The following is a 15,743-nucleotide window of genomic DNA, read 5'->3' on the forward strand; positions in this document are numbered from 1 at the left end:
ACCCTTGGCCGCAGCACCCACCACCGAGCCGCACGGCAACCTCGCCGTCGTCGAAGGCGTCCTGGAACGCATCACCTTCGCCAACGAGGAGACCGGCTACACCGTCGCCCGCGTCGACACCGGCCACGGCGCCGCGGACCTGCTGACGGTGGTCGGCGCGCTACTCGGCGCGCAGCCCGGGGAGTCGCTGCGGATGCGCGGGCGCTGGGGTTCGCATCCGCAGTACGGCCGGCAGTTCACCGTCGAGAACTACACGACGGTGCTGCCTGCCACCGTCGCGGGCATCCAGAAGTACCTCGGCTCCGGGCTGATCAAGGGCATCGGGCCCAAGACCGCCGAGAAGATCGTCGGACACTTCGGGGTGGACACCCTGGCGGTGATCGAGGAGGACCCGAAGCGGCTGATCGAGGTGCCGACCCTGGGGCCCAAGCGCACCAAGCTGATCGCGGCGGCCTGGGTCGAGCAGAAGGCCATCAAGGAGGTCATGGTCTTCCTGCAGTCGGTCGGCGTCACCACTTCGATCTCGGTGCGGATCTACAAGGAGTACGGCGACGCCTCGATCGACGTCGTGAAGCAGGAGCCTTACAAACTCGCCTCCGACGTGTGGGGCATCGGGTTCAAGACCGCCGACGCGATCGCGGTGGCCGTCGGGATCCCGCACGACTCCCCGGAGCGGGTGAAGGCCGGCATCCAGTACGCGCTGTCGCAGAGCTCTGACGCCGGCAACTGCTACCTGCCGCGCCAGAAGCTGCTGGAGGAGTCGGTCAAGATCCTCATGGTCGAGCTCGATCTGGCCTCCCGGTGCCTGGACGAGCTCATCGAGGCCGAGGGCGTGGTCGCCGAGGACATCCCGGACCCGGACGGCTACGACCCGGACGAGCCAATCCGCGCGATCTACCTGGTGCCGTTCCACCGCGCCGAGGTCTCGCTGGCCGCGCAGCTGCGGCGGCTGCTGGAGGCGCCGGACGACCGGCTGGGCTCGTTCGCCTCCGTGGACTGGGACAAAGCGCTGGGCTGGCTCAAGGACCGCACCGGTGCCGATCTCGCGCCGGAGCAGACCGCGGCGGTGCAGCAGGCGCTGACGTCGAAAGTCAGTGTCCTGACCGGCGGGCCGGGCTGCGGCAAGTCGTTCACCGTGCGCTCGATCGTCGAGCTGGCGCAGGCCAAACGCGCGCGGGTGGTGCTCGCCGCGCCGACCGGCAAGGCCGCCAAGCGGCTCACCGAGCTGACCGGCGCCGAGGCGATGACCGTGCACCGGCTGCTGGAGCTCAAGCCCGGCGGCGACGCGGCGTACGACCGGGACCGGCCGCTGGAGGCCGACCTGGTGGTGGTGGACGAGGCCTCGATGCTGGACGTGCTGCTGGCCAACAAGCTGGCCAAGGCCGTCGCCCCCGGCGCGCACCTGCTGCTGGTCGGGGACGTGGACCAGCTGCCCTCGGTCGGCGCCGGCGAGGTGCTGCGCGACCTGCTGGCCGCGCCGCGGGTGCCGCGCGTGCGGCTGACACAGGTGTTCCGGCAGGCGCAGCAGTCCGGCGTGGTGGTGAACGCGCACCGGATCAACTCCGGGAAACCCTTGCAGCTGGAGGGATTCGACGACTTCTTCCTGTTCGTCGAGGACGAGACCGAGGACGCCGCGCGGGTGGCCGTGGAACTGGTCACGACCCGCATCCCGAAGCGCTTCGGCTTCGACCCACGCCGCGACATCCAGGTTCTGACCCCGATGCACCGCGGGCCGGCCGGCGCCGGGACGCTGAACGGCCTGCTGCAGGAGACGCTGACGCCGGCGCAGCCCTCGCGGCCGGAGAAGCGGTTCGGCGGGCGCACGTTCCGGGTCGGCGACAAGGTGACGCAGATCCGCAACAACTACGACAAGGGCAAGAACGGAGTCTTCAACGGCACCGGCGGCGTCATCATGTCGATGGTGCCGGAGGAGCAGACGCTGGTCGTGCGGACCGACGAGGACGAGGACGTGACGTACGAGTTCGCCGAGCTCGACGAGCTGCAGCACTCGTACGCGATGACCGTGCACCGGTCGCAGGGCTCTGAGTACCCGGTGGTCGTGGTGCCGGTGACGATGAGCGCGTGGATGATGCTGCAGCGGAACCTGCTGTACACGGCCGTGACGCGGGCCAAGAAGCTGGTGGTGCTGGTCGGCTCGAAGCGTGCGCTGGCGCAGGCGATCCGGACGATGTCGGCGGGCAAGCGGTTCACGGGATTGGACCACCGGCTGCGATGACAGAGCTGATCCTGCACTTCGACAACAACAAGCCGCGGAAGCTGAAGTACAACCTGGCGAAGGCACGCCGGGCCGGCGCGACGAGGCTGCTGACGTTCGGCGGCGCGTACTCGAACCACATCCGGGCGGTCGCGGCGGCCGGGCGGGCCGAGGGACTCAAGACGATCGGGGTGATCCGGGGCGAGCCGCATGAGCCGCTGAACGAGTCGCTGGCGTTCGCGAGATCGCAGGGCATGCACTTGATGTATGTGGACCGGGAGACGTACCGGACCAAGAAATCGAACAACATGCGGCGGTTCCTGGAGAGCTGCTTCGGGGATTTCTACCTGATCCCGGAGGGTGGATCGAATCCGGCGGCGGTGAAGGGCTGCGCGGAGCTGCCGCAGGAGATCGCAGAGCCCTTCGACGTGATCTGCTGCCCGGTCGGAACCGGCGGGACGCTCGCGGGGATCGCTGCCGGGCTCGGGCCGGGGCAGCGGGCGATCGGGTTCGCAACGCTGAAGGGCGGCTTCTTGACGAAGGAAGTCGCCGAACTGCAACGGCAGACCTACCAGAGGGTCTTCGACAACTGGCACATCGAGGACGACTTCCACTTCGGCGGCTACGCGAAGGTGCCTCCGGAGCTGGATGCCTTCGCAGCGAAGTTCGGCGAGGAGCACGGCTTCGAGGTCGATCGGATCTACGTCGCCAAGATGCTGTACGGCATCACGGACATGATCGAGGCCGGGAGATTCGAGCCCGGCACGCGGATCGTCGCGGTCATCACCACCGGCTGAACCGGCGGCTCGGAAACCGATAGCCTGCCCGCCATGGGGATCAATCAGCCGACTTGGCGCGACGTGGACGGGGAGCGTATCACCGGGACCTGGCGGCCGGCGTTCATCCGCAACGCGGGAAGCTACCACCTCACCGACCTGATCATCTACGCCGACGGCATGGTGGACTGCTGGGGGCTGGAAACCCTCGACGGGTTCGCCGCGAAACTCCGCTCCGGCTGGGTCGCCACCGAGCTGACCGAGGGCGCCCGGGCCTCGGCCCACCATCTCGCCTCGTGGAAGTTCGCCGAGCCCAAGACGTGGCTGACCCCTGAGATGCTCCTCGGCGAGGTCCGCGACACCATCGACGACCTGAACCAGCGCCCGAACTCATCAGCCCGGTGCCGCGCCGCCGTCGACGTGTTCCTCGCCGACCAGACCGACGAGAACCGGCAGGCACTGCGGACCGCCTACGAGGCGGTCCCCGAGCACATGCGCGTCTACATGCTCGGCGACATGGACCAGAACGACGTTCCCGTGCAGATCCTCATCGGCGGCGTCGGTGCGCCGTACACGACCCGGGCCGGCAGCCCGGCCGTCGTCACCGAAAAGACCTACGCCTGGGTTCTGGACTACTTCGCCCAGGAGGCGAAAGCCACGGCGGAGTACCGCGCACGTGTGCCCGCCGACGGCCCGGACCACGCGGAGTCCGAGCCGACCAGCGTCATCGTCCCGGAGATCGTCTACCCGAAGGGCTGGCCCCAGGAACTGGACGTGTGGGTCCTGCGCAACGAGTACCCGTCGCCGATCGAGATCGGCGGCCTGGCCTACCCGACCGTCCTGCAGGCGTACTGGGCGCTCGCCGTGACCGACGACGCGGTCCGGGAGGCGGTTCTCGCCGCCGAGCCGGCGCGCCTGGTACGGAGCATCGTCAGGGAGGCGGCAGTCCGCGATGGCTGGCCCCAGACGCGGCTCGCGGTCATGGCCCTGCTGTTGCGGGCGAAGTTCTCGCAGAACCCCGACCTCGCCGCCGTCCTCGCGGCGACCGGCGAGGCACGGATCCTGTTCAAGGACGGTGAGTCGCTGTTCTGGGGAGAGCGCGGTACACGGGGCCGCAACTGGATGGGCCGGCTGCTGGAGGAGGTCCGCGCCGAGCTCGCTCTGAAAAACCTCGGCGCGGACTGGTAAACGGCCGCCGTCCGCCCGCGCCTCAGCCGCCCGCAGCTCGGCCGCTCACAGCTCAGCCGCTCGCGCCGCCCGTGAAGTTCCATCCCGCGAGTCGCAGCGCCGGCGCCATCGCCGAGAACGCCCCGTACTTCGACGCGAACGCCGGCGCGTACGTACCGATCCCCAGCACGCGCCCCGGCGCGAGCGCTTCGGGGTAGGACTGCGTGAAGCGCAGGTTCTTCACCGGGCGGGTGATCTCGCCGTTCTCGATCAGCCAGACACCGTTGCGCGTCAGCCCGGTCATCACCAGCCGCCGCGGGTCCAGGCAGCGCGTATACCAGTGGTCTGTCACCAACAAGCCTCGCCTGACCTGCGTGACCAGCGCCTGGACCGAGGAGTCCGCCGCCGGTCCCTCGACCTCGGTCGGGGCCAGGCCGACCGTCGGCTCCAGCCGGATGTTGATCGGCTGGGCTCCCTCCACCGCGCTGAACGCGCTGGCGTGGCCGGTGCTCGCGACTCCCGCTCCGGCTTCGCGCGCCGAGCGGCGATCGTGCGCGACGGCCCGCGTCAGCCCGTCGCGGACCAGTTCCAGCACCTCGCGCGGGGTGCCCTCGGCGTCGAACAGCGGGCCGGCCGCGGGTCCGGAGAGCGGGTCGTCGATCAGCGTCACCGACGGGTCGAACTGCTGCTCCCCGAGCCGCGCGAACGAGGTGCCCTCGATCAGCGACTTGCCGTTGAAGCCGAAGTCGGCCAGCGCCCACAGCACGTCGCTGACCGCCGTCGGCTCCAGCACCACCTCGTACTCGCCCGGCTCGATCTCGACAGGGTTCTGCGACGCCAGCGCCTTCGCCGCCGCCCGCGCGCCCATCGCGGCGCCGTCCAGGTCGCTCATCCGGCGCGAGGCCTGGCGCGAGGCGCCGTCGGAGGTCTCGGTCTTGGCGATGCCGTCGATCGTGGCCTCGACGACCGTGCCGTGGGCGCTCTGACCCTCAGAGTTCGTATACGCGGTGACGACCAGCCGGTTCCGGTAGAACCCGGCCGCCGTGAGCTCGCCGACCGCGTCGACGTAGGCCTTCACCTGCTCGGCCCGCGCCTCCGGGCCGGCGCCGCCGGTCGCCAGGTCCGGGTCGTCGGCGGGCGCCGGGAGTCCGGCGGGGCCGGACAGGCCGGCCCAGCCGGGGTCGGCCGGCGAGAGCCGGACGGCCGCCACGGTGCGCTCGACCAGGGCCGCCAGGCCCGCGTCGTCGGTGACCGTGGTGGAGTTCAGCGCGGTGCGGCCGTCGGCGTGGATCCGCAGGGTGACCGTGTCGGTGTCGCTGGCGACGTTCTGGTGGATGTAGGAGTTGGCGAAGCGGGTGAGCGCGACGTGTTCGTGCTCGACCGTCACGTCCACGTCCGCCGAGCCTCCGGCGGCTGTGCGCGCGGCCTGGAGCACCCGCTCGGCGGTCTCGGTCCGCGCCGTGGCGTCCGGGCTCATCCGCGCACCCCCACTCGCACGTTCTGGAACCGGGCCGGCGCCGCCGGGTGGCCGGTGTGCCCGACCTGGCCGGGCTGGCCCTTGCCGCAGTTCGGCGTGCCCCAGGCGACGATCTCGTTGGAGAGCATGTCCATGCTCTGCCAGAACGTCGGGCCGATGCCGGTGTAGGTGGGGTTCTTCACCATCCGGCCGAGCTTGCCGTTCTTCACCTCGTAGCCGACTTCGCAGCCGAACTGGAAGTTCAATCTCTTGTCGTCGATCGACCAGGACCGGTTCATGTCCATGAACACCCCGTCGCCGGTGGCGGCGATGATCTCGTCCAGGGTGTGCGGGCCCGGTTCCAGGCCCACGTTGGTCATGCGCACGATCGGCAGCCGCGACCAGTCCATGGAGCGGACGCTGCCGCCGTAGTCGAGCCCTGCGACGGCGGCGCTCTCGCGGCCGGCCAGCACGCCGGTCCAGATGCCGTTACGGACCGCGTCGCGCTTGCCGGCCTTGGTGCCCTCGTCGTCGTAGCCGAAGGAGCCCAGGGCGCCGGGGTGGGTGGCGTCGATGACGATGTTCATCAGCTCACTGCCATACCGCAGCGTGCCGAGCTCGGCCAGGTCCAGCCACGAGGTGCCGGCGTACGCCGCCTCCCAGCCCAGGATGCGGTCCAGCTCGATGGCGTGGCCGACGGACTCGTGGATCTGCAACGCCAGCTGCTCGCCGCCGAGGATGAGCGTGGTCTGGCCGGACGGGCACTGCGGAGCGCGCAGCAGCGCCTGGGCCTCGTCGGCGATCCGGGCCGCCTGCGAGGCCAGGTCCAGCTCGGTGACCAGCTCCCAGCCGCGGGTGCCGTACTGGCCGCGGCGCGAGGGGTAGGAACGCACCTGGGTCTCGCGCTCGCCGACCGCGGTCGCCGAGATGCCGCCGCCGCACTCGCGGATGTGCTGGTCGATGCGGTGTCCCTCGGAGGAGACGAACCACTTGCGGGTGTCCCAGATCTGGTACAGGCCGGTGGCGATGTCAGCACCCTGAGCGCGCATCTCGGCGGTGGCCGCGGTCAACAGGTCGCCCTTGTCCGACACCGGCACGTCCAGCGGGTCCACCTCGCAGTGGCTGGCCCAGCTGCCGACCTCCGGGTCGGCCGGGATCATGGCCGCCGGACCCGGCACCCGCGAGGAGGCAGTGGCGATCTCCACGGCCTGTCGGCCGGCCGCCCGGACCGAGGGCGCGTCCAGGTGCGGCGTCGCGAAGAAACCCCAGCTGGACCCCACGAGCGCCCGCACCCCGATACCGACCGTCTCGCCCTGCTCCAGCGCCTCCACGGCACCGTTGCGGGCGGACATGGACTCGGTGCGGCGGTGCATGACGCGGGCGTCGGCGTAGCGGGCCCCCAGCGCGAGCGCGTGCTCCACGGCCTGGTCGGCGGCGTCGAGGTAGCTGCTCATGGCCCCGACCTTATCCCGGCCCCGACCAGGGCGTCGCGGTGAGTTGCTGCCAGCGGTCGATCAGCAGGTCGGTGGCGGTCCGATCGCGCACGGCCAGGCGCAGCCAGCCCGGGCCCAGGCCAGGGAAGGTGTCGCCGCGCCGGACGGCGATGCCCTCGGCGCGCAGGCCGGCCCGGAGCTCGGCCGCGTTCGACGCCCTGACCAGCACGAACGGGGCCCGGGAGACGGCCGGGACGGTAAGGCCGGGGAGCTCGGCGAGGCGGGCCAGGAGGTGGTCGCGGTCCTGGTCGGCCTGCTTGGCGAGGGCTTCGGCCTCGGCCAGGGCTTCGGGCTCGGTGGTGGCCTGCGCGGCGATGAGGCCGAGGGTGGAGACGGACCAGAGCGGTTGGGCGGCTTTCAGGGCCCTGATGAGAGGCGCCGGGCCGAGGACGTAACCGATGCGAAGACCGGCCAGGCCCCACGTCTTTGTCAGGCTTCTGATGACGACGACGCCGGGGTGGCCGGCCAGGGTCTCGGTCTCGCCGGGGATCGCGTCCATGAAGGCCTCGTCGACGACGATTGTGCGGCCCTTGCTGTGCAGGCGTTCGATGGCCGCCGCCGGATGCAGGACGGAGGTCGGGTTCGTCGGGTTGCCGATCATGACCAGGTCGGGTTCGGCGGGGACGCGTGCCGGGTCGAGGGTGAAGTCGCCGGTCAGGATGTGGCGCTCGACCGGGTGGCCGGCGGCGCGTAGGGCGGCTTCGGGCTCGGTGAACTGGGGATGCACGACCAGCGCGCGGCGGGGTGTCAGGACCCTGGCAAGCAGGACGAAGGCTTCGGCCGCGCCGGAGGTGAGGAGGACTTCGTCCGGCGTGCGGCCGTGGCGTTCGGCGACCGCTTCGGTGGCTTCCCGGGGATCGGGGTACGCGGCCAGCGTTTCGATGCCGGCGGTGAGGCGGTCACGGAGCCAGCGCGGCGGTTCCGGCACGCGGACGTTGACCGCGAAGTCGTGCCGGATGGCCGCGTCCCGTACCTCGGCGTCACCGTGGTGGCCGAGGTCCTCACCCATGGGAGTGCGCGTGCGGGTGATGGTGGCTGTGGCCGTCCTCGTCGGGGTGGTGGTGCGGGGTCTGCGCGGCGCCGACCTTGTCTTCGAACCCCGGCATGGCGATCCGGTACACGCAGGTGTCGCAGTTCATGCGGATGTCGCCGGCGACGGCTTCGGCGTGGCGTTCCAGGACCAGGTCGGCGAGTTCGTCGCAGTCGCCGATGACCGGGGCGACGTCGTACCCCGCGGCCTGCTCGGCGATGCGGTCCGGGAGCACGCCGCGGAACAGGAAGTAGGGCAGGACCACGATGCGCTTCGCGCCGAGGCGACGGCAGCGTTCCAGGCCCTCTTCCACCGACGGGTGCGCGAGCGAGACGAACGCGGTCTCGACCATGCCGAGGCCGCGACCCTCCCACAGCAGGCGGGAGGCGCGGTAGACCTCGGCGTTGGCGTCGGGGTCGGTCGAGCCGCGGCCGACCAGCAGGACGGCGGCCTCGGCGCGTTCCTCGCGCGGCAGGACGGTGTCCAGGCGCGCTTCGAGCAGCGACAGGATGGTCGGGTGGACGCCGAGCGGACGTCCGTAGGCGAAGGACAGGGCCGCGTGCCGCAGGCGCTCGCGGTTCAGGGAGCCGGGGATGTCGCCCTTGGCGTGGCCGGCGGCGACCAGGACCAGCGGCACCGCGGCCACGCGCCGGTGCCCGGCCTCGGCCAGGCGGGTCACGGCCTCGCCGACGGGCGGCGCGGAAAGCTCGATGAAGCCGCCGTCCACCGCTTCGACGGCCTGCGGCGCGCGGCGGGCCACGCGCTGCACGAAGGCGCGGAAGTCCTCGGCGCCGTCGGCGTCGCGGGTGCCGTGGCCGACGATCAGGAGCGCGGTCATGATGCGTTGCCTTCTTTCACCAGGTCCTGGTATATCAGAGCATTGAGCGCGGCGGCGGCGACGGCCGAACCGCCCTTGCCGGAGACGTTCGACACGGCCGGCAGCCCGGAGTCCCGCAGCGCGGCCTTGGACTCCGCCGCACCGACGAAGCCCACGGGCAGCCCGATGACCAGCGCGGGCCGGGCCTGCTCGGCGATCGCGACGAGCTCGAACAGCGCGGTCGGCGCACAGCCGATCACGTAGACGGCGCCGGGGCCGGCCTGCTCGGCGGCGATGCGCAGCGCGGCGGCGGAGCGCGTGATGCCCTCGGCGGCGGCCAGGCCCGGAGCGTCGGGGTGCTTGATGGCGCACAGGGCGTCGCGGCGCGTGATCCCGGCAGCGACCATCTCGACGTCGGCGACGATCGGGGCGCCGGCGCCCAGCGCGGCGGCGGCGCGGGCCAGCGCGGCCTCGTCGGCGACCAGGTCGGTGCCGTAGTCGAAGTCGGCGCTGGCGTGGATGACGCGTTCGACGACCGCTCGGGTGTAGGGCGGGAGGGCGGAGGTGTCGAAGTGCGTACGCAGGATGCGGTAGGACTCGGCCTCGATGGGGTGGACGGTGCGGGCGGTCATGGCGTGTGCTCCGGCTCGATGAGGACGATGGCGTCGACTGGGCATACCTCGACACATTCACCGCAGCCGGTACAGCGGTCGGGATGCACGACGAGGGTTCCGGCGCGGGGGCGGATGGCGTGCTCCGGACACGTAAGCAGGCAGGCGCCGCACCCCTGGCACGCACGCACCTCGGCGATCAGGACACTCATTCGCCGCTCCAGGTGTAGCCGCGCGGCGTGACCATGCGGCCGGCCGCGACGCGGGTGTGGGAGCTGCCGACCAGCACGATCGTGTACATGTCGACGTCGGCGGGATCGAACTCGCTCAGGGTACTGATCCGCGCCCTCTGCCCCGGCCGCGAGGCGTCCCGCACACAGCCGACAGGCGTGGTCCCCGGCCGGTGCTGCCGCAGGATGTCGAGGGCATGGCCGAGCTGCCAGTCCCGGCCCTTGCTGCGCGGGTTGTAGAAGACGGTGACGAAGTCCCCCTCCGCCGCGGCGGTGACGCGCCGCACGATAGCGGGCCACGGCGTGTGCAGATCGGAGAGCGAGATGACGGCATGGTCGTGCCCGAGCGGCGCCCCGAGGACGTTGGCCGCCGCGAGCGAGGCGGTGATGCCGGGGACGCCGACGACGTCGACGTCATCGAGGTCGCCGAAGAGGTCGAGCGCCGGACTGGCCATGGCATAGAGCCCGGAGTCGCCGGAGCCGATCAGCGCCACGGCCCGGCCTTCGCGCGCGGTCTGCACGGCATCGCGGGCGCGCGCCTCCTCGCTTCCGAGGCCGGTGGCGCGGACTTCGGTGCCCGGGCGAAGGAGGTCGCGGATCTGGTCGAGGTACTGGTCGAGGCCGACGACGACGGAGGCGCGCCGCAACTCGGCGACGGCGCGGGGCGGGAGGAGGTCGCGCGCGCCGGGGCCGAGGCCGATGAGGGCGAGGCGGCCTCGGGGGGCGAGGCGGGCGATGGCGGCGGTGGCCATGGGGGCCGGGGCAGCACCGGTGGTGGCAGCGGATTCGGGCGAAGCCGGCGCGTGGTCGGCGGCCGGTACGACAGATGGCCGGCCCGCGGCCTGAGCGTCGCCGGTGGCGGCCAGTGCGGTGGCGGGCTGGCGTGACAACGAGGCAGAAACCTGCGCCGAGAGCGGCGCGGCACCGGCGGTGGGCAGCACTCCGGCGGCCGGTGCGGCAACAGGCTGGGCTGGCTCCGGAGCGGGAGCTTGGGCGGAAGCTGGCGCGCAGTCGGCGGCGGGCGGTGGAGCCGGCACACTCTTGGTCTTCGGCACAAGCAGGTCGGCGAGGGGGCGGTTCGGGCCGTCGTAGCGGGCGGCAGCTTCGGCGACGGAGGGGGTGCCGACTTCGGCGAGTACTACGGCGCTCGGATTGGGGACCTCGATCTTTGCCAGTTCGGCGGCCGGGTGGAAGACGACCTGCCAGCCACGGCGGCGGGCCGCTTCGAGGATGCCCGGCTCGTCAGACTTGGCGTCCACCGATGCCAGGCGAGCCACCGATGCGGCACTCAGGCCCCCGGCGGCCAGCGCGCGGTCCACCGCGTCCAGGACCTCGTCGGCCGTCACTCCTCGCGATGCACCCACGCCTACCACCAGCGACGGCGGCCGGTAGACCAGTCCATCGACTTCCGCCGCATCACTCACCGAGAGCGTTGCTTCCGGGTCGCCCTCGCCGTTGATGTGTAGCGACGGAAGGGGCCAGTTATCTGTGCCGATCAGCGCGACCGGAGCACCGGACAGTAGCGCTGCGCCGACCGGGGCCAGCAGCGCGGGATTCTCGACCGTGAAGCCCAGGTCCGCACCGTAGGAGTCCAGCGCCTGCGCGCCGGACGCGTCCGAGGCCGTCGTGATCACCGGGGTGCAGCCCAGCACCGTCGAGACGCGCTCGGCCAGCTCGTTGGCGCCGTGGTGGCCGCCGAGGACGGCGACCGCGTGGCGCAGCGACTCGTCGACGCAGACCACAGCCGCGTCGGTGCTCTTGTGACCCAGGGCGGGGGCCAGGGTGCGAACTGCAGCGCCGACTGCGAGGAACGCCACCACCGCATCGCAGGCTTCGAATGCGGTGCGCAGTTCGGACGCGCCGCCGTAGACGTGTACCTCCGTGGGCCAGGCGGCGGCCAGCGCCTCGGCGGCGCGGCGGCCGGCGGCGGTGGCGGCGACCACGCCGATCGGGGTGCGGGGCGAAGGGGTGTCGTGGCTCAACGTCGTTCTCCCCAGAGCAGGAACACGGGATTGGCGGCGGCGAAGCGGTGGGCGTCGCCCGGAAGGGCGGACAGGCGCGAGGACTGGAGCAGCACGCCGTCGACCGCGCGGTCGGACTTCGTCAGGAGGCTGATCGCCTCCGGCACGCGCTCGATGGCGGCGAGGGCCACGACGACGGTGGCGGCCGGGGTCGCGGCGCAGGCGGCGATCACGTCCACGCCGCCGCCGCCGACGAACACCGCGTCCGGCGGCGGCAGCCGGTCCAGGGCGAGGGCGGCGTCGGCGGTGACCACCTCGACGGCGACGCCGTGCGTGGCGGCGTTGGCACGGATGCGGTCGCAGGACTCCGCGTCGCGCTCGACCGCGACCACCGCCGCGCCGAAGCGTGCGCACTCGACGCCGACCGAGCCCGAACCCGCGCCGATGTCCCAGACCAGGCGGCCGGGGCGCGGGGCGAGTCTGCTCAGAGCCAGGGCGCGGACCTCGGACTTGGTGATCATCGAGGCCCGGTGCGCGAAGTCCGACTCCGGCAGTGCCCAGGTGCCCGGCACGCCGCCGAAGCCCGCGATCCAGCCGCGTTCGGAGGTCAGTCGGGACTCGTCCAGGCACAGCAGGACGTGCGGATCGGCGAACTCGGCATGCGCCGCGGCGTGCGAGCTGAGCGTATCAATACGCTGATCAGGATGGCCGAGGCGCTGGGCGACCACGAAGGTGCGGTCGGGAAGTTCGGCGCCGAGTTCCCGCGCACCGGCGCCGGGGCCGGTCAGCACGGCGACCTTCGGAAAGGCGCGGCAGACGTTCGCGACCGGCCGCAGCTCACGACCGTGCGCGCTGACGACGATCGCGTCGTCCCAGGACAGGCCGATCGCGGCGAACGCCGTGGCGACCGAGGACGGCGCCGGCAGAACACTGATTTCGAGCCCGTATTCGCGCAGCTGCCGGACGATGCCGAAGAAACCCGGATCGCCGCTGGCTATCACGCAGACGTTCTCGTGTGAGGGCAGCGCCGCGTACAGAGCGTCCAGAGCGCCGAGCGCGATGCGTTCGGCGCCGCGCGGGACCTCGACCGCGTCCAGGTGACGCCGGCCGCCGGCGACCAGGGTGGCCGAGGCCAGAGCGGCGCGGGCCGGCTCGGACAGCGGGCCGCCGTCGAAGCCGATGACGGTGATCACGTCCGCGCCACCACTTCCAGGCCGCTGAAGTCGACCATCGCGACCTCGGCGCTGATCGTGCCGCCGCACTCGGCGGCGGCGAAGCGCTCCAGAACGGCGGCGACCCGACGGCAGAGTTCGAGCCCTGCGACGGGCAACAGCCCGGCGGCGTCCCACAGTTCGTAGGCGTGCCGGGCGGTGTTGGCGACGCCGACGGTGTCCGCGAGCTCGGAAGGGCCGCCGACGAAGCGGGTGATGTCGCCGAGCAGCGAGCAGTCGACCTTGGACCGCGTGTAGTGCGTCATCAGCACGCCCGCGCCTAGCTTGGTCAGCTTGCCGGCCATCCCGACGAACACGACACGCCGCACCCCGTGCTCGACGCACCGCCGCAGCGCCGCGCCGGTGAAGTCGCCGACCTCGACGAAGCTGACCTCCGGCAGGTCCGGGAACAGCAGCATCGCGCCCTTCTCGGTCCGGCCGCCGGTGCACAGGACCAGGACAGGGTCCTGTGACGTCTCAGCGGCCTGCGCGGCGAGGACGGAGACGGCCTGCTCGACGCTGGCTCGCCAGGCGGCAGTGGAGAACGGCCGCACGATGCCGGTGGTGCCCAGGATGGAGATGCCGCCAAGGATGCCGAGGCGGGCGTTGGTGGTCTTGCGCGCCATCACCTCGCCCTCGGGCACAGAGATGACGACGCGCAGGCCGCGATCGGCGGACTCGGCGGGTCCGGCGCCGAGCGCTTCGGCGACGGAGGCCTCGATCATCGAACGCGGCACCGGGTTGATCGCCGGACCGCCGACCTCCAGGCCGAGGCCGGGCTTGGTGACGACGCCGACGCCGAGGCCGCCGTCGAGCTGAAGGCCGGCGCCGTCGGGCAGCCAGGAGACGGTCGCGGTGAGGTGCGCGCCGTGCGTGACGTCGGGGTCGTCGCCGGCGTCCTTGACGACGACCGCCTCGGCACGGCCGGGGCGCGACAGGTCGCAGCGGTCGGTGGCGAACGTGACGCGCCGGCCGGAGGGCAGGGCGATCTCGGTCCAGGTCTGCGGCTGACCGGTGACCAGGGCGGTGGTCGCGGCCTTGGCGGCGGCAGCGGCGCAGGCGCCGGTGGTCCAGCCAGGGCGCAAAGCCTTCGGACGCACCTTCATCGTCCGAGGCAGATCCGGTTCACGAAGAATCGGCTCGCCCGGAACCTCCGCCTCGGGCGAGTCGCCACTGCTGGGCTCAGGAACCTCAGACATCTGATTCCCGATGCACCAAAGCCGCGTCCGCCGCCAGCAACTCCTTCCGCGCGCCCCGCTCAGCCCGCCGGAACCCGTGGAAGTGCCCCGGGTGGTACAGGTGCGACCGCGTCCCGTGCGCCCCCAGCGCCGGCCCGACCAGGAACAGCGTGTGCTTCCAGAGCTTGCGGGCCTTCACCGTCTCTTCGAGGTCTGCGATGGTGCACTGTGCCAGCTCCTCGTCCTCCCACGTGGCGCGGTAGGCGACGATCACCGGCGTCTCGGGCGGGTAGCCGCCCTCAAGCAGTTCGGCGGCGAGCTGGCCCGAACGCGCTGCCGACAGGAACACGGCCATCGTCGTCCCGTGCGCCGCGAAGGCCCGGATCGACTCCTTCTCCGGCATCGGCGTCTTGCCGCCGCCGAGCCGCGTGAGGATCACCGACTGCGCGACCTCCGGAATCGTCAGCTCCCGCTGCGCGATCGCCGCCACCGCCGAGAACGCCGAGACGCCCGGCACGATCTCCGTCTCCAGCCCCAGCTCGCGGCAGCGCTCCAGCTGCTCCTGGACCGCGCCCCACAGCGACGGGTCGCCGGAGTGGATGCGGGCCACGCGCAGGCCCTGCGCGACCGCGCGCTCGTAGATCGCGATCACGCCCTCCATCGGCAGCGCCGCGGAGTCGACGATCTCGGCGTCCGGCCGCGCGTGCTCCAGCACCGCCTCCTGCACCAGGCTGGAGGCCCAGATCAGGACGTCCGCCTCGGCGATCGCGCGGGCCCCGCGCAGCGTGATCAGGTCGGCCGCGCCCGGACCGGCTCCGATGAACGTGACCTTCGCCGTGCCGGCGCTCACAGTGCTCCCCCTCGCCCGCGCCGCCGCGCGGTGGTGATGACAGTGGACAGATACGGCGCGGTGCCGATCGTGTCCGGGGCCAGATCCTCGACCGGCCCCACGACTTCCTCCGGCAGGCCCAGTGCGGCCCCGAATACGGTCTCGCCGCCGCGGCCCGCTTTCCGCACCGCGTCCAGCATCTCGGGCAGGAACCGGCCGCCCTTGTAGGCGACGACCGTGTCGAACGCCTCCAGCGCGCGCTCGTACGCCTCCAGGCCCGCGGTCATCGGGAACAGCGCCAGCACCTCGCGCCCCTCGGCCAGCACCGTTCCGGAACGCGAGGCGAGGTCCTGCATCGCGGTGATCCCGGGCACGGTCTCCACCGAGACCGACGGAATCAGGGTTCGAACAGTCTGCGCGAGATAGCTGAACGTCGAGTAGATGTTCGGGTCGCCGATGGTGGCGAAGGCGATGCGCTCGGCACCGTCGTCGAAGGCCGCGACGACCGCGCGCGCCGCCTCGTCCCAGGCGTTCAGGCGTTCGGCGGTGCGTCCGCCGCGGTCGGACAGCGCGAACGGGACGGCGCGGATCGTGTCGCCGTCGATGTGTGCGCGAACGGTGGCCTCGGCGCGTCCCGGCCCCTCCGGACCGTCGGCGAGTATGGGCACGAACACGACATCAGCAGCCTGCAACACCCGGACGGCCTTCACCGTCACCAGATCCGGGTCGCCGGGGCCGACCCCGACACCGGTGAGCAGTCGCATCACAC

14 protein-coding genes are annotated in these 15,743 nt (G+C 72.1%); 3 read left to right on the top strand and 11 right to left on the bottom strand.

The annotated features are described in order from the left end of the window. Nucleotides 1–4 precede the first annotated feature (4 nt). The 3 genes from ABH920_RS28875 to ABH920_RS28885 are packed head-to-tail and all read left to right on the top strand — an operon-like array spanning nucleotide 5 to nucleotide 4,179. Nucleotides 5–2,236, top strand: a complete 2,232-nt coding sequence (locus tag ABH920_RS28875) for an ATP-dependent RecD-like DNA helicase (RefSeq protein ID WP_370352310.1) — start codon at nucleotides 5–7, stop codon at nucleotides 2,234–2,236. After that, nucleotides 2,233–3,012, top strand: coding sequence for a 1-aminocyclopropane-1-carboxylate deaminase/D-cysteine desulfhydrase (locus tag ABH920_RS28880; protein WP_370352311.1), 780 nt, complete (start codon nucleotides 2,233–2,235; stop codon nucleotides 3,010–3,012). The genes ABH920_RS28875 and ABH920_RS28880 overlap by 4 nt, the downstream gene beginning before the upstream one ends. A 33-nt stretch (nucleotides 3,013–3,045) precedes the next feature. Continuing rightward, nucleotides 3,046–4,179, top strand: a complete 1,134-nt coding sequence (locus tag ABH920_RS28885) for an NADAR family protein (RefSeq protein ID WP_370352312.1) — start codon at nucleotides 3,046–3,048, stop codon at nucleotides 4,177–4,179. Nucleotides 4,180–4,231: 52 nt separating this feature from the next. Here the strand turns inward: ABH920_RS28885 and ABH920_RS28890 are convergent, their stop codons facing one another. The 11 genes from ABH920_RS28890 to cobI are packed head-to-tail and all read right to left on the bottom strand — an operon-like array spanning nucleotide 4,232 to nucleotide 15,741. Continuing rightward, complete coding sequence (locus tag ABH920_RS28890; RefSeq protein WP_370352313.1) at nucleotides 4,232–5,635, bottom strand: TldD/PmbA family protein; 1,404 nt, start codon at nucleotides 5,633–5,635, stop codon at nucleotides 4,232–4,234. Next, nucleotides 5,632–7,068, bottom strand: a complete 1,437-nt coding sequence (locus ABH920_RS28895) for a TldD/PmbA family protein (protein ID WP_370352314.1) — start codon at nucleotides 7,066–7,068, stop codon at nucleotides 5,632–5,634. The genes ABH920_RS28890 and ABH920_RS28895 overlap by 4 nt, the downstream gene beginning before the upstream one ends. A 10-nt stretch (nucleotides 7,069–7,078) precedes the next feature. Then, nucleotides 7,079–8,116 carry an Rv2231c family pyridoxal phosphate-dependent protein CobC gene (gene cobC / locus ABH920_RS28900; protein WP_370352315.1) on the bottom strand — a complete coding sequence of 346 codons (1,038 nt, stop codon included), beginning with the start codon at nucleotides 8,114–8,116 and terminating at the stop codon, nucleotides 7,079–7,081. Then, on the bottom strand, nucleotides 8,109–8,975 hold the full coding sequence (locus ABH920_RS28905) for a sirohydrochlorin chelatase (protein WP_370352316.1): 867 nt from the start codon (nucleotides 8,973–8,975) through the stop codon (nucleotides 8,109–8,111). The genes cobC and ABH920_RS28905 overlap by 8 nt, the downstream gene beginning before the upstream one ends. Continuing rightward, complete coding sequence (locus ABH920_RS28910; protein WP_370352317.1) at nucleotides 8,972–9,586, bottom strand: precorrin-8X methylmutase; 615 nt, start codon at nucleotides 9,584–9,586, stop codon at nucleotides 8,972–8,974. The genes ABH920_RS28905 and ABH920_RS28910 overlap by 4 nt, the downstream gene beginning before the upstream one ends. Next, nucleotides 9,583–9,777, bottom strand: coding sequence for an indolepyruvate ferredoxin oxidoreductase subunit alpha (locus tag ABH920_RS28915; protein WP_370352319.1), 195 nt, complete (start codon nucleotides 9,775–9,777; stop codon nucleotides 9,583–9,585). Before ABH920_RS28915 ends, ABH920_RS28910 begins: the two co-directional genes overlap by 4 nt. Further along, entirely contained in the window at nucleotides 9,774–11,777 is a 2,004-nt protein-coding gene (gene cobJ / locus ABH920_RS28920; protein WP_370352320.1) for a precorrin-3B C(17)-methyltransferase, read from the bottom strand. The genes ABH920_RS28915 and cobJ overlap by 4 nt, the downstream gene beginning before the upstream one ends. After that, entirely contained in the window at nucleotides 11,774–12,949 is a 1,176-nt protein-coding gene (gene cbiE, locus ABH920_RS28925) for a precorrin-6y C5,15-methyltransferase (decarboxylating) subunit CbiE (protein WP_370352321.1), read from the bottom strand. The genes cobJ and cbiE overlap by 4 nt, the downstream gene beginning before the upstream one ends. Then, a complete protein-coding gene (locus tag ABH920_RS28930) occupies nucleotides 12,946–14,166 on the bottom strand; it encodes a cobalt-precorrin-5B (C(1))-methyltransferase (protein WP_370352322.1) in 1,221 nt (406 codons plus the stop codon). Before ABH920_RS28930 ends, cbiE begins: the two co-directional genes overlap by 4 nt. Continuing rightward, on the bottom strand, nucleotides 14,159–14,995 hold the full coding sequence (cobM, locus tag ABH920_RS28935; RefSeq protein WP_194914637.1) for a precorrin-4 C(11)-methyltransferase: 837 nt from the start codon (nucleotides 14,993–14,995) through the stop codon (nucleotides 14,159–14,161). Before cobM ends, ABH920_RS28930 begins: the two co-directional genes overlap by 8 nt. Then, the gene (gene cobI, locus ABH920_RS28940; RefSeq protein ID WP_370352481.1) at nucleotides 14,992–15,741 is read right to left on the bottom strand and encodes a precorrin-2 C(20)-methyltransferase; all 750 of its coding nucleotides are present in this window, start codon (nucleotides 15,739–15,741) and stop codon (nucleotides 14,992–14,994) included. Before cobI ends, cobM begins: the two co-directional genes overlap by 4 nt. Nucleotides 15,742–15,743: the final 2 nt, after the last annotated feature.

The sequence above is a fragment of the Catenulispora sp. EB89 genome (genome assembly GCF_041261445.1).
Classification (GTDB): domain Bacteria; phylum Actinomycetota; class Actinomycetes; order Streptomycetales; family Catenulisporaceae; genus Catenulispora.